The organism is Brevibacterium sediminis (assembly GCF_013623905.1).
GTDB lineage: Bacteria > Actinomycetota > Actinomycetes > Actinomycetales > Brevibacteriaceae > Brevibacterium > Brevibacterium sediminis.
Genome location: NZ_JABKDD010000017.1, coordinates 1 through 22,434, shown reverse-complemented (window position 1 = coordinate 22,434; position 22,434 = coordinate 1). Strand labels below are relative to the sequence as shown.

The 22,434-nt window shown below is 65.7% G+C and carries 17 protein-coding genes; 11 read left to right on the top strand and 6 right to left on the bottom strand.

Annotated features, from left to right (window positions below; genetic code table 11):
* The first annotated feature begins 222 nt into the window (after nt 1–222).
* The 3 genes from HK108_RS16180 (at nt 223) to HK108_RS16170 (ending at nt 4,037) form a co-directional block, all read left to right on the top strand.
* Entirely contained in the window at nt 223–756 is a 534-nt protein-coding gene (locus HK108_RS16180; RefSeq protein ID WP_181272264.1) for a HutD family protein, read from the top strand.
* Between the two features lie 199 nt (nt 757–955).
* Entirely contained in the window at nt 956–2,323 is a 1,368-nt protein-coding gene (locus tag HK108_RS16175; protein WP_181272263.1) for a hypothetical protein, read from the top strand.
* Between the two features lie 235 nt (nt 2,324–2,558).
* Nucleotides 2,559–4,037 carry a catalase gene (locus HK108_RS16170; protein WP_181272262.1) on the top strand — a complete coding sequence of 493 codons (1,479 nt, stop codon included), beginning with the start codon at nt 2,559–2,561 and terminating at the stop codon, nt 4,035–4,037.
* Between the two features lie 181 nt (nt 4,038–4,218).
* On the opposite strand, the gene HK108_RS16165 is transcribed toward HK108_RS16170, so the two are convergent.
* Nucleotides 4,219–6,153: an aconitate hydratase gene (locus HK108_RS16165; RefSeq protein WP_181272261.1), complete on the bottom strand. Its 1,935-nt coding sequence runs from the start codon at nt 6,151–6,153 to the stop codon at nt 4,219–4,221.
* A 231-nt stretch (nt 6,154–6,384) separates the two neighbouring features.
* On the opposite strand from HK108_RS16165, the gene HK108_RS16160 reads away from it, so the two are divergent.
* The gene (locus HK108_RS16160; RefSeq protein ID WP_139469154.1) at nt 6,385–7,230 is read left to right on the top strand and encodes a DNA-formamidopyrimidine glycosylase family protein; all 846 of its coding nucleotides are present in this window, start codon (nt 6,385–6,387) and stop codon (nt 7,228–7,230) included.
* A gap of 77 nt (nt 7,231–7,307) precedes the next feature.
* On the opposite strand, the gene HK108_RS16155 is transcribed toward HK108_RS16160, so the two are convergent.
* The gene (locus HK108_RS16155) at nt 7,308–7,988 is read right to left on the bottom strand and encodes a TetR/AcrR family transcriptional regulator (RefSeq protein ID WP_180345638.1); all 681 of its coding nucleotides are present in this window, start codon (nt 7,986–7,988) and stop codon (nt 7,308–7,310) included.
* Nucleotides 7,989–8,036: 48 nt separating this feature from the next.
* On the opposite strand from HK108_RS16155, the gene HK108_RS16150 reads away from it, so the two are divergent.
* The 3 genes from HK108_RS16150 (at nt 8,037) to HK108_RS16140 (ending at nt 11,311) form a co-directional block, all read left to right on the top strand.
* Entirely contained in the window at nt 8,037–9,413 is a 1,377-nt protein-coding gene (locus HK108_RS16150; protein ID WP_181272260.1) for a flavin-containing monooxygenase, read from the top strand.
* The gene (locus HK108_RS16145; protein WP_181272259.1) at nt 9,410–10,273 is read left to right on the top strand and encodes an SDR family oxidoreductase; all 864 of its coding nucleotides are present in this window, start codon (nt 9,410–9,412) and stop codon (nt 10,271–10,273) included. Before HK108_RS16150 ends, HK108_RS16145 begins: the two co-directional genes overlap by 4 nt.
* A 72-nt stretch (nt 10,274–10,345) precedes the next feature.
* A complete protein-coding gene (locus HK108_RS16140; RefSeq protein ID WP_229664223.1) occupies nt 10,346–11,311 on the top strand; it encodes an aldo/keto reductase in 966 nt (321 codons plus the stop codon).
* Between the two features lie 84 nt (nt 11,312–11,395).
* Here HK108_RS16140 and HK108_RS16135 read toward each other — a convergent pair whose 3' ends face one another.
* The 3 genes from HK108_RS16135 to HK108_RS16125 all read right to left on the bottom strand — a co-directional run bounded on the left by HK108_RS16135 (nt 11,396) and on the right by HK108_RS16125 (nt 16,528).
* Entirely contained in the window at nt 11,396–12,631 is a 1,236-nt protein-coding gene (locus HK108_RS16135; RefSeq protein ID WP_181272257.1) for a threonine/serine exporter family protein, read from the bottom strand.
* A gap of 124 nt (nt 12,632–12,755) precedes the next feature.
* Entirely contained in the window at nt 12,756–14,396 is a 1,641-nt protein-coding gene (locus HK108_RS16130) for a GMC family oxidoreductase (protein ID WP_181272256.1), read from the bottom strand.
* A 194-nt stretch (nt 14,397–14,590) separates the two neighbouring features.
* On the bottom strand, nt 14,591–16,528 hold the full coding sequence (locus HK108_RS16125) for a primary-amine oxidase (protein WP_181272255.1): 1,938 nt from the start codon (nt 16,526–16,528) through the stop codon (nt 14,591–14,593).
* 100 nt (nt 16,529–16,628) lie between these two features.
* Here HK108_RS16125 and HK108_RS16120 point away from each other — a divergent pair, with 100 nt between their 5' ends.
* From HK108_RS16120 to HK108_RS16105, 4 genes are all read left to right on the top strand, one after another.
* Nucleotides 16,629–17,225, top strand: coding sequence for a TetR/AcrR family transcriptional regulator (locus HK108_RS16120; RefSeq protein WP_181272254.1), 597 nt, complete (start codon nt 16,629–16,631; stop codon nt 17,223–17,225).
* Between the two features lie 169 nt (nt 17,226–17,394).
* Complete coding sequence (locus tag HK108_RS16115; RefSeq protein ID WP_181272253.1) at nt 17,395–18,357, top strand: AraC-like ligand-binding domain-containing protein; 963 nt, start codon at nt 17,395–17,397, stop codon at nt 18,355–18,357.
* Nucleotides 18,358–18,646: 289 nt separating this feature from the next.
* Entirely contained in the window at nt 18,647–20,038 is a 1,392-nt protein-coding gene (locus tag HK108_RS16110; protein WP_229664227.1) for an APC family permease, read from the top strand.
* A gap of 124 nt (nt 20,039–20,162) precedes the next feature.
* On the top strand, nt 20,163–21,566 hold the full coding sequence (locus HK108_RS16105; protein ID WP_219922504.1) for an aldehyde dehydrogenase family protein: 1,404 nt from the start codon (nt 20,163–20,165) through the stop codon (nt 21,564–21,566).
* Between the two features lie 70 nt (nt 21,567–21,636).
* Here HK108_RS16105 and HK108_RS16100 read toward each other — a convergent pair whose 3' ends face one another.
* Entirely contained in the window at nt 21,637–22,272 is a 636-nt protein-coding gene (locus HK108_RS16100) for a class I SAM-dependent methyltransferase (protein ID WP_181272251.1), read from the bottom strand.
* Nucleotides 22,273–22,434: the final 162 nt, after the last annotated feature.

Below are 22,434 nucleotides of genomic sequence, written 5' to 3'. Positions count from 1 at the left end.
ACGCGACCCGGGCGCGAATCCACAGAGTGTGAGAATCACGCGCAGTCGTCTCCGCGAGCCCCTCATCGTTCTGGTTGATGTCGTTGTTCTCAGCCGGGTCGCCCCGACCAAAAACACCACTCAAGGCTAGTCCTCTCAGCTCTCATGGCAACCCCGATTGCGCGGGAACCCCCGATTCCGAGGTTGTGAACAGCCCGTCGCAGGTCCGTCTAAAGTGGTTCCATGCGCGTTCTCACCAGCTTTGACGATCGTGATCCCGTTCCCTGGGCCAACGGTGCCGGGGAGACGACCGAGCTCGTCTCCCTCGCCGACTCCGGGAATCTGACCCCGCTTGCGCGGCCGTGGCGACTGAGCATCGCACGGCTCGATCGCACCGCCGAGTTCTCCGCCCTGCCCGGGATGGTGCGCACCTTCCTGCCCACCGCCGAGGTGGTGCTGTCCGTCGACGGTCGAACACACCGCATTCCCCGGCTGACTCCGCTGCGCTTCCGCGGGGACCGAGCCGTCGTGCTCACTGAACTGGGTGAGCCGTGCTTCGCAGTCAATCTCATGGTCGCTCAGGCGGATTCGGTCGACCCGCCTCGGCGAGGGCTGGTGATGATCGGCCCCGACGAGGAACACGCAGTGAGAGCGGACGACGGCGCCGCCTTCCTCCTCACCCTCGCGTCGAGCCCGGACCACCCGCGTTTCCAGCTGTTCGAACTCACCGATTCCGACGGTCCGGCGGACCGCCTCGGCGGAGTCCTCCTGCGCTGAGGGAAGACGGGGTTCACACGGCTGGGGAAATGGTGTGAAGCGCGTGTCTGCCGCATCACACCGGTCGTCGTTTTCGCAGGTCACCACGCCTACCCGTGGTCGGCTGGGTCAGCGATCTCCCAGACTGCGAGGGGGTGGGTCAGGATGCCCGCACACTCGAGTCCGATACTGGTGAGAAGTACGTGTTTATGGAGGACCATTGGCATCGAATCACGGCGAAACCGACCAGACGGACAAGCAGCGGACGACTCCCGGCAGTGAGGCTCCGACGAGCGCGCCGCGGCACTCTCAGACTCTGCCGCTCATCACCGAGGAGATCGCGGAGAGGCCTCGTGCCGAGGCGGCGCCGACCGAGCATGTCACTACTCCGGTGATGCCGCCCAATCCGATCCGCAGTGACGATCGGACCGGAGCAAGTCCGGCGAGGAGCGTGTCGGCGGAGACCGTGGGCACCGAGGACGGGCAGCGGACCGCCTCGGTGCCGTCGGGGGACGGAAGCCCGGCGAGAGAAGCGACTGGCGGTGCCGACGAGAAGAAGTCCGAAGGGCGCATTTCGGCCACCCAGCTGATCGCGGGTGCCGGCGCCGCGGCGACCTCCTCGGTCATCGGCGGTCAGCTCGGCGTCGCCGGCACCGTCGTCGGCGCGGGCATCGCGAGCATCGTCACCGGTCTCGCCGTCACCCTCTACGGCCGCAGCCTCGACAAAGGCAAAGAGAAGATCCAAGAGGTCGGCTCCAAGCTGGCCCCGGCCGTCAAGGCGAAGATCGCAAAGAACCCCACCGCGAAGACCGCAGCTGTCGATCAGACACTTGCCGAGGATTCGGCCTTCGCCCCGCCGGAGCCCACCGGTGGCCACGCGACTGCGTCAGCCGCCTCGGTGCCGCACGACAGAACAGCCGAAGACGGCGACAGCAGTGAAACCGAGAGCGAGCCCCGCTCCTGGTGGCAGAAGCTGCGACGCAAACGGGTCCTCTACCCGTTGACGATCGGCGTCGCCGCCTTCGGAATCGGACTCGGCGCGGTCGTCGTGGCCGAGAACTTCACCGAAGTCGATATCTCACCGGGCACCTCGCAGATCTCACGATCGGTGACCGGGCAGTCGACGAACGACGAATCCGTCACCGACGACGGAACCTCGAACTCCGGGAGCGCAGGAGACGAATCGTCGAGCGGATCCGGGTCGAGCGCCGACGGCGGTCAGAGCTCATCGAACAGCGGCTCGAACACGCAGAACGGTCAGTCCACCTCGGCGGGGGAGACCGGCACCGAAGGTGCGGCCGAGGGCCAGGACTCTCAGGGTACGGACACGACGACGGGCACGAGCGATTCCACCGGCGGTTCGACGAGCACCGACGGCACCGAAACGAGCAGCGGTTCCACCTCGACCGATGGCACCGGCAGCACCGGGGACACCAGCGGCGGCACAAACAGCAGCACAGGCTCCGGATCCGGCTCGGACGGTTCGGGCAGCGGTTCCGGCAGCGGCTCGTCGGGTTCGGGCGGATCCGGAACCGGCGGCTCGACCGGCGGTTCCGGTGGTGGGTCGGCCGCCTCGGCGGAGGGGTGAGCCGGACAACGTCGAGGACGGGAATTTAGACAGCCCACCCTTGGTTGTATGAAGTAGAGAACATCGCTAGGTTGAAACCAACTCCGACAGTGTTCTGCCGAAGTCGGGATAACGAGACTGGGCGAACGGCGCTCAGCCGATCGATCAGCTGCACCGGCGGGAACCGCATCTCACCGGTGGCCGTGATCGCGGGCTGGGCGACGACGCCTGATGTCAAACGGTTGAAGGAGATGTGATGACGCAACATACAGATCATGAATACGCCGGACACGACAGTGCGAAGGCAACGACCACCGAGTCCGGTGCGCCGCGGGAATCCGATGCTCACTCGCTGAGTGTGGGCGCGAACGGGCCGCTGCTGCTCCACGACGTGGCTCTGGTTGAGAAGCTTGCTCGCTTCGACCGTGAGCGAGTTCCTGAGCGCAGCCCACACGCCAAGGGCTCCGGCGCCTTCGGTGAGCTCGAAGTCACCGGAGATGTCTCCGCCTACACGAAGGCGAACTTCCTGCAGCCGGGCAAGAAGACCCCGATGCTCGCCCGCTTCTCCACCGTCGCCGGTGAGCTCGGTTCCCCCGACTCCTGGCGCGACGTGCGCGGATTCGCGCTGAAGTTCTACACCGAAGAGGGCAACTTCGACATGGTGGGCAACAACACCCCCGTGTTCTTCGTCCGCGACCCCATGAAGTTCCCCGACTTCATCCACTCGCAGAAGCGCCTGCCCGATTCGGGTCTGCGCAGCAACAACATGCAGTGGGACTTCTGGTCGCTCTCGCCCGAGTCGGCCCACCAGGTCTCCTACCTCATGGGACCGCGCGGTCTGCCCAGGAGCTGGCGGAACATGAACGGCTACTCCTCGCACACCTACATGTGGATCAACGCCGAAGGTGAGAAGTTCTGGGTCAAGTACCACTTCCACACCGACCAGGGCGTGGAGAACATGAGCAACGAGGAAGCCGGTCGGATGGCCGGCGAGGACGCGGACATGCATCGCCGCGACCTGTTCGATGCCATCGAGCGCGGGGACTACCCGTCCTGGACCTTCAGCGTGCAGATCATGCCGTACGAAGAAGCCAAGGACTACCGCTTCAACCCCTTCGACCTGACCAAGACCTGGTCGAAGAAGGACTACCCGCTCATCAAGGTCGGCAAGTTCACCCTCAACGAGAACCCGTCGAACCACTTCGCGCAGATCGAGCAGGCTGCCTTCAGCCCCTCGAACACCGTGCCGGGAACCGGGCTCTCGCCGGACAAGATGCTGCTGGGACGCGTGTTCTCCTACCCGGATGCACAGCGCAACCGCATCGGCACGAACTTCAACCAGCTGCCGGTCAACGCCCCTGTCACGAAGACGAATTCGTATGACAAGGAAGGCCAGATGCAGTACCACCACTCGGGTAATGCACCGGTCTACGCCCCGAACTCGTACGGACGTTCCTTCCAGGACGAGCAGGGTCCGGTCGACAACGGCTGGGAGGCCGATGGCGAGCTGGTCCGCAGCGCCTACAGCCTGCACGCCGAGGACGACGACTTCGGCCAGGCACACACCCTGGTTCGCGAGGTCTACTCCGAGGAGGAGCGCCAGGGGCTCATCGAGACCGTGGCCGGCGCACTCTCCGACGGAGTCGAGGAGCCGGTGCTGTCGAACGCGATCCAGTACTGGAAGAACATCGACGCCGAGGTCGGCGCAGCCATCGAGGCCAAGGTCAAGGGCTGAAGCAGCCTGAGATCTTGAGCGCCTGACCGCTCGGAGTTCGGCACGAGACGGCGGCCCGGAACCTCCCCACCGCGGGAGCGTCCGGGCCGCCTTCTCTTTTCCTTCTTCTCCAATTACTACCTGACGGCGGCCCAGCAACCTCGCGCCAGGTTGCTGCGCCGCCGTCAGGTAGTTCGTGGAGTCAACTGAGGTGGGCGGCGCGTTGGGCGATGCGACCGCCGGCGAGGACCATCTCGACCTGACGCGGTGACAGGCCATGGCGGAATTCGAACTTTCGGCCGGCCGCCTCGGCGGTGATCGTCGTCCCTTCGCCGAGCTCATCGCGCAGACCACGGAACTCAAGCACATCACCCTGGGACAGGGATTCGTAGTCGGCCTCGTTCGTGAACTCGAGAGCGAGGACGCCGAAGTTCGCGAGGTTCTGCCAATGGATCCGCGCCAATGATTTCGCCACCACGACCCGCAGTCCGAGATAGCGCGGAGCGATGACCGCATGCTCGCGTGAGGACCCCTGACCGTAGTTCTCCCCACCGACGATCGCGTGCCCTCCGTCGTGCTCGGCGGCGCGGGTGGCATAGGTGTCATCGACCTGGATGTAGACGAACTCGGAGATCTTCGGGATGTTCGACCGGTACGGCAGAACGCGGGATCCGGCGGGCATGATCTCGTCGGTGGAGACGTTGTCGCCGACCTTGAGCAGGATCTCCAGATCGATGTCATCGGGCAGCGGTTCGAAGTCCGGCAGGGTCGAGACGTTCGTTCCTTTGACGAGCTCGACCGACCGGGCTTCCTCCGGTTCCAGCGGTGGTACGAGCATCTTGCGGTTCGCGGAGTACTTCTCGGGCAACCGCACCTCGGGATAGTCAATGTCGAGATCGCGAGGATCGGTGATCTTCCCGGTCAGTGCGGCAGCGGCCGCGGTCTCCGGCGAGCACAGCCACACGGCGTCCTCGTCGGTGCCGGACCGGCCGGGGAAGTTCCTCGGCATGGTGCGCAGACTGTTGCGCCCGACCGCAGGAGCCTGACCCATGCCGATGCAGCCCATACATCCGGACTGGTGGATCCGGGCCCCGGATCCCACCAGAGAGGTCAGCCACCCGCCGGCGATGAGGTCGGCAAGGACCTCCCGTGAGGTGGGATTGATGTCGAGTGAGATCTGCTGGTGGATCTGGCGGTCGGCAAGTGTTTCGGCGACGACGGCGAAATCCCTCAGACCCGGGTTCGCCGAGGAGCCGACGACGACCTGGAAGACGTCTTCGCCGGCGACCTCGCGCACCGGAGTGACATTGCCCGGCGACGAAGGTGCGGCGATGAGCGGCTCGAGCTGGGAGAGGTCGATGGCGTCGGTGAGGTCGTATTCGGCGCCCTCATCGGCCTCGATGCGCGTGAAATCCTCACCGCGGTCGACGGCTTCAAGGTAGTCGCGGACGGCATCGTCGGCGGGGAAGACCGTGGCGGTGGCGCCGAGCTCGGCACCCATATTCGCAATCACGTGACGGTCCATGGCCGTGAGGCTCTTCAGTCCGTCCCCGTGATATTCGATGATCTTTCCGACTCCGCCTTTGACGCCGTGGCGACGCAGCATCTCGAGGATGACGTCCTTGGCCGAGACCCAGTCGGGCAAAGTGCCCGTGAGTTCGACGCCCATGATCTGCGGCGCGCTGATGAAGAGGGGTTCACCGGCCATGGCCATGGCGATCTCGAGCCCGCCGACGCCGATCGCGAGCATTCCCAGGGCGCCGGCAGCGCAGGTGTGTGAGTCGGAACCGATGAGAGTGGCTCCGGGCTTTCCGAATCGCGACTGGTGAACGGGGTGGGAGACGCCGTTGCCGGCGGGGGAGAACCACAGACCGAACCGTGCCGCGGCAGAGCGGAGGAACTCGTGGTCCTCCGGGTTCTTCTCATCGGTCTGCAGCAGGTTGTGATCGACGTACTGCACGGACAGTTCCGTGCGGATGCGGTCGAGGCCGAGCGCCTCGAGCTCGAGCATGACCAGGGTGCCCGTCGCATCCTGGGTGAGAGTCTGGTCGATCCGGATCCCGAGTTCGTTTCCGGGAGCGAGCTCCCCGGACTCCAGATGTGACCGGATGAGCTTCTGAGCAACGTTCTCAGCCATTGTCCGCCTCCTTCGGCAGTCAGCGATCCACCGAAGCCACTCGGTTTGCGGTGGTCAATCCACGCTAGTCCTCGACCGACGGGTTCTCAAGGTCGGTCACCTCCTGCGACCGGGTTTGCGCGTCTCAGAACTACCCGACGGCGGCTCAGCAACCTCGCGCGAGGTTGCTGAGCCGCCGTCAGGTAGCAATTGGGGGTGTTGGGATTGGGAGGTGAGGAGGATACTGGGACTATGCCGGAGCTGCCCGAGGTCGACGCGCTGGTCGACTTCCTGCGTCCTCGGCTGGTCGGGGACTTCGTCACCCGCGCGGACATCGCCGAGCTCAGCCTGCTCAAGACCGTCGACCCGAGCATCGATGCGCTCGCCGGACTTGCAATCACCGAGGTGGCCCGCCGTGGGCGAGCCCTCGTCATCGGTCTCGACGGACTTAACCTGGTCTGCCGGTTCGCCCGAATGGGCTGGCTGAACTGGCACGACACCGCACCGAATGGTCCGGTCCGGATGGGCAAGGGGCCGTTGGGAATGCGCGTAACCCTGGCCTCGGGAGCCGCCTTCGACCTCATCGAACCCGGATCGAAGAAGAACGCCGCCGTGTCCCTCGTCCGTGACCCCTCCGAGGTGCCCGCCCTCGCCTCGCTGGGTCCCGACGCCCTGAGTCTCACCGTCGACGAACTCGCCGCGGCACTGTCCGAGTCGACCTCCCGGATCAAAACGGTCCTCGAAGATCAGAGAATCATCTCGGGCCTCGGCAATGCCTATACCGATGAGATCCTCCACGCTGCGAAGCTCTCCCCGTTCGCAACCGCGAAGACCGTCGACCCGCAGACGCTGCACACCGCCATCCATGAGGTGCTCGATGCCGCCCGCACAGCCCTCGTCGGCCTGCCGCCGGGCAAGATCAAAACCGCGAAGAAACGCGGATTCTCCGTTCACGGCCGCACAGGTGAGACCTGTCATGTCTGCGGGGAGACCATCGCCGAGGTGTCCTTTGCCGACAAATCCCTCCAGTACTGCCCCGGCTGTCAGACCGGCGGAAGGAAGCTCTCCGACCGTCGAATGGACCGCCTCCTCAAGTGATGCGCCTCCTCAAGTGAGGTCCGACCACCGGCATGGACGGCACCATCGACAGGATCTGTACCGCGCTCACCGCACTCTCACGCTGGGCGGAGGCGAAAATGGCGGTCGGCGATGCCATGGGCACGCAGGGCCACCTCGGTGATGTCGGTGAGGAACTCATCCCGGGATGATCGCTCATCGGCGGGAGTGTGGATGCGCTGCACGAGCGTCTCGGTGATTCCGCCGACGAGGACGATGCTTGTGAGGTCATTCGACGCCGCCGGCGCGGTCAGGCCGTAGGCGTGATCGAGTTCGTCGAAGGCTCCCTGCACCGAGGCGGCCAGCAGTCGCATCGTCTGATGACGCCGTTCCTCGAGTGAGTCGCAGATGCCGACGGCTTCTACCTCGAGGACGCGAGCCTTGCGCTCGTCATCGAGCATCGGCGACAGGGCCGCGCCGACGATCAGCCTGGCAGCTTCGGCCAAAGTGGCGTCAGAGGGGATCTGCGCCTCGTCGAGGACCGTGGTGATCTCCTCGTTGAGTTCGATGTAGAGGTCTTCGAGGAGACTCTCCTGAGTCGGGAAGAGCTCGTAGAAGGACCGGCTGGAGACCCCCGACTCCTGGCACAGGGCTTGCACCGAGGTCTTGCGGAACCCGATCGTTCCGTAGAGCTCGAGCGCCGCGTCGAGCAGGCGCGTACGACGCGCCGAATCCCGTTCCGACCGCAGGGTGCCGTGCCAGCGACGTGGGGACGAAGGCTGGGCCGGAGAAGAATCCATCCTCCCATAATAGTGAAAATTCATATTTTCACTGGCATACTCTGTGACATGGCTTACATGATTCGACAAGGTCGTCGCGCACCGGCCCCCACCGCCCCGATCGCCCCGGACCCCTCACTGCCGAAGGTCTGCATCATCGGAGCGGGATCCTCCGGCATCGCCGCCGCGAAGACGCTCTACACCTCAGCCATCCCCTTCGACTGCTTCGAAAAGGGCAGCGAAATCGGCGGCACATGGCTCTTCGATAACCCCAATGGTCAGAGCGCCTGCTACGAGACCCTGCAGATCAACACCTCGTGCCCGCGCATGGCCTTCTCCGACTTCCCGATGCCCGAGCACTACCCGCACTACGCCAGCCACGATCAGGTCTTCGACTATTTCCGTGACTACGTCGACCACTTCGGATTCGGTCACACGATCACCTTCAACACCGAAGTCACCGATGTTCGCCGAGGCGGCCGTGGCGGTTGGGATGTCGACATCAGATCCGGAATAGGTCAAGATGCCGTGTCGGAGACCCGGCACTACGATGCCGTGATGGTCGCCAACGGCCACCACTGGGATGCCCGCTGGCCCGACCCTGCCTACCCGGGGGACTTCGCCGGCGAACAGATCCACGCCCACGACTACCGCAGCGGTGACCAGCTCGAGGGACGTGATGTGGTCGTCGTCGGTGCCGGCAACTCGGCCATGGACATCGCCGTCGAAGGCTCGCGCCGGGCGAACAACGTCACCCTCTCGATCAGACGCGGCCAATGGGTGATGAAGAAGACGATCATGGGCATGGCGGCCGACCAGATCGTCCTGCCCGGGTGGGCCCCGTGGTGGATGACCTCGGCCCGGCTGCGCCTCGGCGCGATCCTCTCCGGCGGGTTGAAGAAATACGGACTGCCGGTGCCCGGCCACACGCCGGGCCAGTCCCACCCCGTGCAGTCGGATGCCATCCGGGATCGCCTCAAGGCCGGTACCGTGACGGTGCGTCCCGGGATCGAACGCCTCGAGCGCGACCGCGTCGTCTTCACCGACGGAACCTCGGCCCCGGCCGACCTCATCGTCTGGGCCACCGGGTACCGAGTGTCGTTTCCGTTCTTGTCCTCCGACGTCGTCGATGTCGCGAACAACGACCTGCCGCTGTGGAAGCGGATGGTCCACCCCGACCTGCCGGGGCTGTTCTTCATCGGCCTGCTCCAGCCGGTGGGTGCGGTCATGCCGCTGTCCGAAGCCCAGTCGAAGCTGGTGGCGAAGATCCTCACGGGATCCTGCGAACTGCCGAGCAGCCGGGACATGGTCAGACAGATGGCTCGCGATGACCGCCGGAACAAGAAGCAGTTCTACGATTCGCCCCGGCACACGATGGAGGTCGACTTCGACCACTATCTGTGGGAGATCGACCGGGAGATGAAGAAGGGAGCTATCGCCGCATGAAACGCTCCGGCACGACCCGCGGGAAGATCGTCGCCGTCACCGGAGGGGCACGCGGAATCGGCAAGGCGATCGCCGCACAGTTCACCGCGGCCGGCGCTCGAGTCGCCATCGGCGACCGCGACCTCGAAGCGGCCGAGGACACCGCCGCGGAACTGGGAGTGCGCGCCTTCGGCCTCGACGTCACCGACCCGGAATCCTTCGCCGATTTCCTCGAATTCGTCCGCCGCGATCTCGGCCCCGTCGATGTGCTCGTCAACAATGCCGGCATCATGTGGGTCGGTTCCTTCGACGAGGAACCGAACGGAGCGGCTCGCGCTCAGCTCGAGGTCAACCTCCTCGGCGTCATCAACGGAATCAAGACCGCAGCACCTGCCATGCGCGAGGCCGGGCACGGTCACCTCATCACGGTCGCCTCGGCGGCATCGATCCTGCCCACCCCGGGCGAGGCGACATACGCGGCGACCAAACACGGAGTGCTTGGCTACCTCAAGGCTGTGCGCACGGAGATGCGCGGTACCGGGGTGCACTTCACCGCCGTCATGCCCGCCGTCGTCGACACCGTCCTGGCCGCGGGGACCGGCACCGGTGCGGGTCCGCTGCTGCGTCCCGACCATGTCGCGGCCGCCGTCGTCCGTGCGGTCGCCCGGCCCCGTTTCGAGATCACCGTACCCGGCTTCATCGGTCCCGTGACCCGCCTGGCCGATCTCCTGCCGCAGCCGGTCAGGGACCGTATCTTCGGGGCCATGGTGCCCGACCAGGTCGCGCAGGTGAGGGCCGACGCCCGCGCCGGTGACGAGGTCGCGGCGTTCACGACCTCCCGCGCGGGGCGCGGTCAGGGGTGGGCCGCCTCGGCGGAATAGTCCTCCAGATCTATCCGTTGTGCAGAGGTGCGGGCCATCTGAGGCCCGGACATTCTGCGAATGGAGGAAAATTTGACGTCACGGAAGCAGATCCCCGGCACCGACCTGTCCGTCTTCCCGATCAATCTCGGCACGAACACCTTCGGGTGGACGGCCGATGAGGCGCAGTCCCATGCCGTCCTCGACGCCTTCGTGGCAGGCGGCGGCAATTTCCTCGACACCGCCGAGTCCTACCCTGCGTGGGTGCCCGGCAACACCGGCCGCGAATCCGAGACCATCATCGGCACCTGGTTGGACTCGCGGGACAACCGCGATGACGTCGTCATCGCCACGAAGGTCGGCGACCATCCCGAGCACAAGACGCAGGATCCCGAATACATCCGCACCGCCATCGACGCCTCACTGGAGCGTCTGCAGACCGATCACGTCGACCTCTACTACGCCCACCGTGACGATGAGGTGACCCCCATCGCCGAGGTGGCCCGCGCCTTCGATGAGATCGTCCGTTCCGGTAAGGCCAAGCACACCGCGGTGTCGAACTATTCGCCGGCGCGTCTGGCCGGGTGGTTCGCAGCGGCTGAGGACGAAGGGCTGGTCAAGCCGGTCGCGATCCAACCGCAGTACAGCCTCGTCTATCGGCGGGAGTTCGAGACCGATCTGCGCCCAATCGCCGAGCGGCGGGATCTCGCGGTGTTCTCGTACTTCAGCCTTGCCGCCGGCTTCCTCACCGGCAAATACCGCACCGAAGCCGACCTCGAGGGGGCCGATCGGGGTGGCATGGTGCAGGGATATTTCAATGCCGAGGGGCTCAAGGTCGTCGACGATCTCGTCGCGATCGCTGATTCGCACGATGTCGCTCCGACGACTGTGGCGCTGTCCTGGCTGTTGGCGAATGGCGTGACGGCGCCGATCGCCTCGGCCCGCACACCTGAGCAGCTCGAGGCGGTCATGGCCGCGCCCGGGCTCGAGCTCAGCACCGACGAGGTCGACCGTCTCGACCGGGCCTCGACACCGTTCGCTGTAGAAGAACCGTCCTGACTTCCCTCCCAATTACTACCGGACGGCGGCTCAGCAACCTCGCGCGAGGTAGCTGAGCCGCCGTCAGGTAGCTCTAGGGGTGTCTCAGGCGACGATTTCGTCCTTGGGCTCGACGGTGTGGGCAATGGCGGCGCCGATGACCGTGCCGATGGCGATCGTGAAGAACGTGGTCGCAGCCGCCAGCATGCTGCCGGCAACCCCAGCGCCGTCACCGAATTCGATCTGTGAGGCATTGAGGAGCCCGAACGACCCGGGGGCGACGACGAGGAACGCGGGCACGAAGCTGATCCGCCAGATCGGGCCTTTCGGCAGGCGCGAGAGCACGACGGCCACCACCGATGCGGTCAAAGCGCCGGCCAGACCGCCGATGGCCGCACCGAATTCGGCACCGATGCCCAGCTGCGCCAGCGCGGCCGCAGTGATGGTGAGGACGATCGGCACGGTGTGCTCGAGAGGGGTGTGCAGATAGATGATGAGGCCCAGTGTCGCGGCGGCCACGCCCAGGGCGGAGAGCCACCATGTCGAGGCGGTGAGCTGGGAGTTCGCAAGCGCCTCGGCGCCGGTGCCAGTGACGACGGCGGCACCGGCGACTCCGGCGATGAACATCGCCAACTGGACGGTGGCCGAGACGAGCCGGGAACTGCCTGCCGAGAGGGCGCCGGCGGAGATCTCGGTCAGCCCGGTTACCACGGCGCTGCCGGGCAGCAGCAGCGCCAGGGTGGCGACGATCGTGCGCAGGGGACTGTCCAGCCAGTCGAGGCGGAAGCCGATGAGGATGAGCACCGCGACGATGAACGCCGAGGCGACCGGCAGCAGCGGTCCGAGGCTGGGGTGGCGGGCGTTGACGGCGAGCACACCCGCGACGATGAGCGAACCGAGAGCGGCGAAGGCGAGGTTGACCAGTCCCGGTTCGAGCAGCAGGCACAGCCCGACGCCGACGGGCACCGCGCCGAGGCAGGTCACCCATCCGGGCCAGCGCGGGGGAGTGCCGTAGACCTCGGCCTCGATCATGCGGCGAGCGGCGTCGATGCCGAGCCGACGCGACCGCACGGCGTCGACGATGTCGAGCAGCTTCGCTGTCTGGTCGAACCGCAGGTCAGGACCGATGCGTTCGAACCGGGTGGGACTGCCGGGGCCGATGGTGAGGAACAGGCCCTTGGGAAGAGCTGCGACGTTGATGGACTTCAGGCCGAGCGCAGGTGCCAGCCCGGTCAGAGCGTCTTCGACATCGACCGAGGAGATCCCACCGGCGAGCAGCCCCGTCCCGATCGTCACCAGCAGCTCCTGTGCGGGGACGGTCTTTTCGCTTGCCTCGTGCACTCCCAATCCCTCTCGTCTGCAGATCGGCCGACGAAGTAGAAGATACCAGCCTCCTACTACCCGACGGGGGCCCAGCAACCTGGCGCCAGGTTGCTGCGCCCCCGTCGGGTAGCAATAAGGGGAATCAATGGGAGGCGGGTGCGGTGATTCCTTCGGCTGGGGAGCCGACGAGAGCGGCCGCGGCGCGTTCGGCGATCATGATCGTCGGAGCGTTCGTGTTCCCGGTCGGCACGAGCGGCATGATCGACGCATCGGCCAACCGCAGCCGGCTCACGCCCCGGACCTCGAACGTGGCCGGGTCGACGACCGCCTCGGCGTCCGTCCCCATCCGGCAGGTCCCGGCTTGGTGATGATAGGTCACAACCGACCCGCGGACGTAGTCCTCGAGGTCCTCGTCGGCCACCTCGGGGCCCGGGTGAATCTCGGTGGGCTGCCACGATGACAGGGCCTCGGCTCGCCCGATCTCACGGCATTGCCTCACCGAGGCGACGAGAGCATCGACATCGGCCTGTGCCGAGAGCACCTGCGGATCGACGACGAGCGGATCCTGTGGATTCGGCCCGCTGAGCCGCACCTCTCCGCGACTTTCGGGGCGAACCAGGCCGCCCTGCAGAGTGAATGCTCCGCCGGGTCCTGGTCCGGTCTGCCCGGCCGGCGCCGCATCCTGGGCATACATCGGCACGGAGAAGAACAACGGCTGAGTGTCGGGGACCGGCAGATCCGGTCGGGACTTCGCAAAGAAGTGCACCTCGGCGGGCGCCACCTCTCCCATCGACACCTCCCGATCTCCGGTGGAGAAGATGACCGGTGAGAGCCAATGATCCTGGAGATTCTTGCCGACGCCCGGCAGATCGACCACCGAGTCGATGCCGACCTCGGCAAGCTCCTCGGCGGGACCGATGCCCGACCGCAGTAGCAGCTCGGGGGAGGCCAGAGCACCCGCGGAGAGGACGACCTCGTCGGCGGACACGGTGCCGACGCGGCCGCGGAAATCGATCTCGAGACCGGTGATCGCGGTCCCGTCGAGGAGAAGCCGACGGGCGTGCGCGGAGGTGAGAATCGTGAGGTTCTCATCGCCGAGGCGGGGCTTGAGGTAGGCGCGCCATGTGTTGAGTCGTTTGCCGTCGCGTACGTTGAGCTGGATCTTTCCGATGCCTTCGACGGATCCGGAGTTGTAGTCGTCATTGACGGGTATGCCGGTCTGTGCGGCGGCCGTGAACATGTCCTCCTGCAGCGGATTGCGCGCATAGTCGACGCGCACATCCATCGGACCGTCGGTGCCTCGATTCTCAGCGATGTCGCCGTCGAAGTTCTCGATTGCGGCGAAGACCGGCCAGACCTCGTCCCAGGACCATCCCGGACACCCGGATTCGACCCACTGTTCGTAGTCCCAGGCATCGCCGCGGACCCAGATGACGGCGTTGAGGGCATTCGACCCGCCGAGGACCTTGCCGCGGGGGAGGTGGATGCGGCGGTTCATCGCCGCCGGCTGCGGGGGAGTGTAGTAGTCCCAGTCCTGCTGCGAATGCCAGATCAGGCCGAGGTTGTTGAGATGGTCGATGTTCGGATTGGTCTCGTCTCCGCCGGCTTCGACGAGGCAGACTTTCTTTCCGGCATCGAGCAGCCGGCGGGTGAGGACGCACCCGGCCGATCCCGCACCGACGACGATGTAGTCGAATCGCTCGTTCGGGATCTCTGTGGGGAACGTGTCCGGGTGGTCTGAGGTGTTCGAGGCCACGGTGCCTGATTCATGCTCGGTTGTCATGGCCTCAGGCTAGTGATGTCGGTCACCGGTGAGGAATGCCTGCGGACGAGGTGTGCACGATTCGGCAAGCCGTCGGCGACGGTCGTGCGCGCATCGTCAATTCCGGTCCCACCCGACCTCTCCGTGCTACCCGACGGCGGCCCAGCAACCTGGCGCCAGGTTGCTGGGCCGCCGTCGGGTAGCAATTGGGGAGGTTAGGAGTCGCAGCAGGGGGAGCCGGACTCCGGGGCGGGGACGTCGAGGACGGGGGAGCGGTCGAAGAATCCCTCGGGTCGCAGCTTGAAGCCGACGGTGTCGACGGGCATGATCGGCCAGTCCTCGACCCGCGGGAAGTGGGTGAGGCCGAAGCTGTGCCAGACCACGATGTCCTCCCCGTCGACGTTGCGATCGGCTGTCGTCCACGCCGGCAGCCCTGCATGTCCGGGATGCTGGTTCGGGAAATCCCCGGTCGGGTAGCGCTCGTCCTCCTGATACTGCGAGACCCACAGCGACTTCGATGCGAACGTGGCACGGCGATGAATCGACGAGTCCTCGGCCGCGAGCAGCGTCGGCAGGCCCGTCGGGTGCAGTTTGTACCCGACCGGTTCGCCGAGGCGGTTGGTCGACTCCGGGTTCGTCACCACCCACGTCCGCGCCTTCGACTGATCCGCATCCCGCTGCGCAGCCAGTTCGGTGGCCAGAACGGTCCGGGACCGGCTGAAGGCATTGCCGCGCGGGTTGTCCTGAGACACCGGCAGGCGCACCACGTCCTCCTCCTCGACTCGGCATCTGCCGCCGTCGAGGGCGAAGTCGAGTCGAGCCCCGAAGAGATGCTGGTGGAACGGGGCACCGAGTCCGGGCGCGATCTCCGAGGCGAATTCCGTCGACCCGTTCGGCAGCGCCGAGGTGAAGACGACACCGGTGGCCTTGGCCTCGAACTCGATCGTCCCGTCGAGGTAGAGATACCAATAGAACCCGTAGTCGTAGTTGCCGACCGTGGTGAAGAACGAGACGACGAAGCGACGGTTGCGCCGGGTATAGGCGACACCCGACCACAGGTCCGAATGTTTGGCCAGAATCGACGCGTCCTCCTCGTGCATGCAGATGCCGTTCTTGATCTGCCGAGGTTCGCCGAGGTTGTTCGCCACCCACGGCGACAGATAGGTGATGTCGCCGAGGCAGTCACACCCGAGCTCGAGCGAGTTCGCCCATTGCCCGACGAGGTATTCGCCGGTGTCGAAATAGTTCTGCCACGATCGCACCGGTGAGGGGTCACCATAGGGAACGACCATCTCGGCGATCGCCGCCCGATCGAGGATCGTGCGACGGCGCTCACCGTCGTCGAACGCGATGTTGTGCAGGACGAGGCCTTCGCGCATATCGAAGCCGACATCGAACGACCACTTCTCCCACTCGATGTGATTGCCCTCGGTGACGGTGAAGCTCGGCCCCTCCGGCTGCGTGATCGAGATCGGCTTCTGCGTGGTCCGCACAGGTCCGGTCAGCTCCGGATCCGTGTAGTTCCCGTGCTCGGCCGGCACCGGAACGTTCTCGAGGTCAAGGACCTGGTCGACGGTTCTGTTCGTGACATCGACATAGGCGACGAGTCCGTCGATCGGGTGCGCCCACGCCGAGTCCGACTCATGCTGCTGGTGGAATGCCAGCCCGCGCAGGATCCTCCGTCCCTTCTCCTCCGGGTATTCGAAAACCCCGGCCGACAACGGCGCCACCCGGACCTCTGCGACGGACAGCCCTCGCTTCTCCAGGCTCGCCAGCCACGTCGGATCGGCGGCGAGGACCTCTTCGACGACCTCGAACTCCTCTTCCATGACGGGGAACTCGCCCTCTTCGGTGGAGTCCACTTCGGCGACGGATTCGACCGTCTCACGGGTGGCCGAGACGACGATATCGCGGGCAGTGCCTGCGGACTTGTCGAGGATGAAGGCACGGAAACGGCGATCCACCTCGGCGATGGCCCGCTTCGTACCGCGCACGGGATCGAGCAGGCCGACGTAGGCCATGCGCGCGGTATCCGGGAAGTGCCCGGCCGCGCGCAGCACCGCGGTGACGGTCGAGATCTCGGCCTCGGTCGGCAGGGTGAAGGGGGTGGCGGTGGTCGCCTCGGCGACGGAGGGGGAGGAATGGCAGGACATTGTGCACCTTTGCAATCTGGGCCTGTGGGCTGAGTCACGCTAAAATCTACACTCGTAGGAAATAAAGTCAAGACCCGATCTGCATCGCTGTGGAGGAACCATGCCCAAGATCGTCGACCACGACCAGCGGCGACTGGACCTCGTGCAGGCGACGCTGCGCCTGATCGTCAGGCAGGGCCTCAACGGGGCGACGATGCGCGATATCGCGACCGAGGTCGGGTTCGCCAATGGGGTCGTCAAAACGTATTTCGGTTCGAAGGCGGACCTGCTCGCGGCCACCTACCTCTACGTCTTCGAGGCCACGAACGCCCGGGTCGCGACCTCGACGACGGGCCTGCGCGGGCTCGACGCTCTGCGCGCCTTTGCATACGAGGTGCTCCCGGTGACCCCCGCGCTGCACGACGAAGCCCGCGTCGTCCTGTCCTATCTCGCCGAGGTGGCCCAGAACCCCGAACACGCCCGCGCGACCGCAGAGACCATGGAGCTGTGGAGGGCGTGGATCGTGTCCTGGCTCGGCGAGGCCGACGCCGACGGTCGTCTGCGCGCCGAGGTCGATATCGAATCCGAGACCGAAGTGCTTCTGACGTATCTGCTCGGGGCGCAGACCAGTGCGATCATCGGCGGGCGCGGATTCGACTTCGCCGGCTTTCGGGCCCAGCTCGACTACGTCATCGCCCGACTCGGCCGACCGAGCTGATCCGGCGGAACCGGGGCGAACCTTGGGCGGAGGGAGCCTTGTCGGAGCTGGGTGACCAAATGGTCGGTAATCGTGCTCGGGGTCGTGACTGGCGCGACGGTTGGGGATAGAGTGACCGGACAACGGGCCTTCGGCGAAGCGGTCGGGGCCGAGTGATCTAAGGACGACGATGTTGCTTGAAGACACCGCGAACGACTTCGACGGCTGGCAGGGCCTGGTCTCGGACTCGTTCGTCCCGCTCGATACGGAACCCCAGCGCCGAGGCGGATTCCAAGGTCGCATCAGCGCGCGCGACTACGACTCCGTGGTGATGTCGCAGATCAACGCCAACCCCCATGCCGTCCTGCGCACCCCCGAGCTGATCGCCCGAACCCGATCGGAGGCGCACGGCTGCGCGGCCGGCACGAACTACTTCAAGGTCTCGCTGCAGCTCGACGGGCACGGACTGCTCATCCAGGACGGACGTGAGATGGCTCTGGCGCCCGGATCGCTGGCCATCTACGACACGTCCCGACCGTATACGCTCAGCTTCGATTCGGACTTCTCGTCCTACGTCATGATGTTCCCGCAATCACGGGTCAACCTTCCTGCCGGAACCGTCGGCCAACTCACCGCCACCCCGATCGGAGCCGACCACCAGCTCGGCGCGGTCGTCGCCCAGGTCATCTCCCAGGCCGGGGCTATGTTGCCGACCCTCAACCGGGCGACCGGTGTGCGGCTGGCCGGCAACGTCGTCGATCTGCTCACCACCGTGATGGCCGACGAGCTCTCTGCCGCGGGCGGCGAGATCGACGAACGGCAGCGACTGTGGGCCGAGATCACCGACTACATCGATGTCCACCTCTCGGACCCGCAGCTCACCCCCTCGGCCATCGCCGCCGCCCACTTCATCTCGGTGCGCACCCTGCACCAGATCTTCGAAGGCACCGGGGAGACCGTTGCCGGAGAGATCCGGCGACGCCGCATCGAGAAGTGTCGAGTCGACCTCGCCGACCCCGGACAGCGACAGACCCCGGTGGCCGCCATCGGTGCCCGCTGGGGACTGAGCGACCCCGCACACTTCTCCCGGCTGTTCCGCAGTGCAGTCGGCCAGCCGCCCGCCGGGTACCGCCGCAGCATCCACGCCGACTGAACCGGTCTTCGCACCGGTTGAACCGAAGCGCCCCGACGCGGATGCGCGAATCGTCAAGAACTCTGCCTGCAAAGCCAAGACGCGGTCGGCAGGCGGCACCCACACTGGCAGTAATCACTTTGACTGTTAGGTGGATCACATGAGCACTCTCAGCTCGGACCCTGCCAAAGGCGGCATGGGTTCCCCGATCGGCAATGCCGCCGATCGGGCCTCCACGGACGTCGGGCAGGCACCCTCGGCCACGGCCTCACTCGATGCCCGCCGCATCGGAATCCCCGCGCTCGTCTTCATGATCATCGCCGCCTCGGCGCCGTTGACCGTCGTCGCGGGCGGAGTCCCCAGCAATTTCGCTGTCACCGGCCTGGTGGGGATTCCGCTGTCATTCGTCGTCCTCGGGATCATTCTCATCCTCTTCGCCATCGGCTATGCGGCGATGAGCCGCCACGTCCACAACGCCGGGGCCTTCTTCGCCTACATCTCGAAAGGGCTGGGCAAGCCCACCGGAATGGGAGCGGCGATGACCGCGCTCGTCGCGTACAACGCCATGCAGATCGGCATCGCCGGAATGTTCGGCTTCGTCTTCTCCTCGTTCCTCGACACTCTCTTCGGCATCTCCTGGTCCTGGTGGGTCTGCGCCCTCATCGCCTGGGTCATCGTCGGCATCATGGGAGTGCTGCGCGTCGACTTCTCTGCGAAGGTGCTCGGCATCATCGTCGGCGCGGAGTTCCTCGTCGTCATCGTCTTCGACATCATCGGACTCGCGCACAGCCCCGAAGGCATCACCGGCGACGGGCTCGCTTTCGACCAGCTCTTCGCCCCTGGAGTCGGCGCGGCCCTGGCATTCTCGATCGCGGCTTTCATGGGCTTCGAATCCGGGGCCATCTACAACGAGGAGGTCAAGGATCCCCGCCGCACGGCCGGTCGGGCCACCGTCATCGCCGTGAGCATCATCGCGGTGTTCTACGCGTTCTCCGCCTGGGCGATGGTTGTCGGCGAAGGCGCCTCGAAGGTCATCGGCCGGTCCCAGGAATTCGGGCCCGACCTCATGTTCGTCTTCCTCGGCGAGCACGCCCCGGTGTGGTTCGTCGACCTCGGCAACCTGCTGTTCCTCACCTCGCTGCTGGCCGCGCTCGTGGCTTTCCACAACATCGTCGCCCGCTACGTCTTCGCCCTCGGTCGAGACCGGGTTCTGCCGTCGTCGCTGGCCAGGACCTCGCGGCGCACCGGTGCGCCCGTGGCCGGCTCCCTCACCCAATCGGGACTGGCGCTTGTCATCATCCTCGTCTTCGCCGTGGTCGGCTCCGGCAGCGATGACCCGCTGTTCCCCGTCGTCACGCTCTTCACCTGGCTGACGAACATGGGGGCCTTCGGACTCGTCCTGCTCATGGCGCTGACTGCGCTCGCCGTCGTCGGATTCCTGCGCACGAAGTCGGGGGAGTATTCGCTGTGGACCCGCGCGATCGCCCCGGGCCTGTCAGCCATCGGACTCCTCGTCCTCTTCGTCGCCATCGTCATCAACTTCAACGTTCTCATCGGCGCAGAGGGCACCACGGTCCTGTCCTGGCTGCTGCCGGCCATCGTTCTCGTCCCCGGGCTCATCGGCACGATCTGGGCCATCGTCCTCCGCTCGTCCTCGCCGAACCTCTATGCAGGAATCGGTTCAGGTGGTTCCCTGGGATGACGTCAGCGTTCCGACCGCCTGAAACAGCCGTACACACCGCCAGAAGATGACCACACCAACCGCAGTCGACCACCCGGTCGCCGATCAAAGGAGCACCATGACCGCCGAGGCAACCGCCACCGAAATGACCACCACCGCTGGAATTCTCGCCGCCATCGTCGACCCCTCCGGACGCGAGATCCACGATCCCGCCACCGGTGAGGTCGTCGGTCGCACTCACGAAGGCACACCGGCAGAGATCGACGCTGCGGTGACGGCCGCGCGCCGGGTTCAGCCTGCTTGGGCAGCGCGCAGCTCTCAGGAGCGCAGCGAGCTGCTGAGCAAAGCCGCCGACGCCATCGAAGCCTCCGCCGAGGCGCTGGCTGAGCTGCTCTCACGCGAACAGGGCAAACCCCTCAACGGACCGAACGCCCGCTTCGAAGTCGGTGCCTGCGCGGCCTGGCTGCGTGCGAACGCGTCCTTCGAACTCGAACCCGAGGTCCTCGTCGACGACGGCGAAACCCATGCTGAACTCCATTACAAGCCCGTCGGCGTCGTCGGTGCGGTCGGCCCCTGGAACTGGCCGATGATGATCTCCGTCTGGCAGTTCGCGCCGTCTCTGAAGATGGGAAACACCGTCGTCCTCAAACCCTCGGAGTACACGCCGCTGTCCGTGCAGGCGCTTGTGGCTGTGGTCAACCAGGTGCTGCCGGCCGATGTGCTCTCCGTCGTTCCCGGTGATGCTTCTGTGGGCGCGGCACTGACCAGCCATGCAGACGTCGACAAGATCATGTTCACCGGATCGACGAAGACCGGGCAGGCGATCATGCGCACGGCCGCGGACAACCTCGCCCGCATCACCCTCGAGCTCGGCGGCAACGATGCAGGTATCGTCCTCGAAGACGCCGATCCGGCCCAGATTGCGGGAGACCTGTTCTGGGGCGCGTTCATCAATACCGGGCAGACCTGTGCTGCGATGAAGCGGCTCTATGTTCCCGAATCCCTCTACGACCAGGTCTGCCAGGCCCTCGTCGAGGTGGCCGGACAGTCCCCGATGGGTGTGGGGCTGGAAGAGGAGAACGTGCTGGGGCCGTTGCAGAACAAGCAGCAGTACGACATCGTCGCTCGCCTTGTCGACGCGGCGAAGGACGGGGGAGCGCGCGTGCTCATGGGCGGCGATCCCGTTGCCGAGCAGCCCGGCTACTTCTACCCGACGACCCTCGTCGCCGACATCGACAACGACAACCCGCTGGTGGCCGAGGAGCAGTTCGGGCCGGTCCTGCCGATCATCAAGTACACCGACCTCGACCAGGCCGTCGAATGGGCCAACGAGCTCGAAGTCGGCCTCGGATCCTCGGTGTGGGGCACAGACCTCGACGCCTGCCGACAGGTCGCGGACCGTCTCGAGGCGGGAACCACGTGGATCAACAAGCACGGCGCGGTCGACCCCCGCGTGCCGTTCGGTGGGGTGAAGAAGTCCGGCTTCGGTCTCGAATTCGGTCTCGAGGGCCTCAAGCACGTGAGCATCCCCCAAGTTATCTCCTGGTAATTACTACCTGACGGCGGCCCAGCAACCTCGCGCGAGGTTGCTGGGCCGCCGTCAGGTAGTTCTGGGAGGGCTATTCGGGTGGTAATGCGTGAATGCCGTCGGGGCCGTCAGCTGTGCGGCGGGTACCTAGGGCCGAATAGACGCTGACCGACCACGGTGAGTCGGAGTCGAATGCGCCGAGGTGCCAGTCTCCATAACGATGCTCAAGTCTCAGTGATGTTCCGGCCGCGCAGTGATCGAGATCGACAGGACCGCCTCGTCGGTGGGTCGTTGTTCCGACAACGAGGCGACCGCCAGGTGCCAGCAGCTCGTCGGCAGTGGCGAATGCCCTTGCGAGCTCCACTCGAGTCAGAAAAGCCGGCACATTGCCTGACATGAGAATGAGATCGAAGCGCTTCGGCAACTGATGATCTGGCATCGTTCCGGGTGACAGGTCTGTCGCTGACAACTGCCGGAACCAAACAGAGTCGAAGAGCTCCCTCGCCACCTGCAGCACCTCGGGATTCGGGTCGATGCCGAATGCCCGGTGTTCGGCTCTGCGCAGTGCCGCGACCGCACTGCCGATGCCGCAGCCGATGTCAAGGACCGTTGATTTGCGAGGCACAATCATGTCGATGAACCGGGCGTCGACCTCGAGATCGGTACTTGAATGAGCCAACCGCCGCATCTTTGCGGCGTAGTCCGAAAGATCGGTCGAATGCACCATCCCCATAGTCTCTCACTCATTCCGCACCAACTTCGCGCTCTCAGAACTACTGTGAGTATTGATGGTGGCTGGTCTGGGACTGGCTGGCAGAGTAGGAACTGACCGTCCCATCGATCATCATGACCCGCAGAACTACTGACTCGAACGATGTCCTCGTCGGGA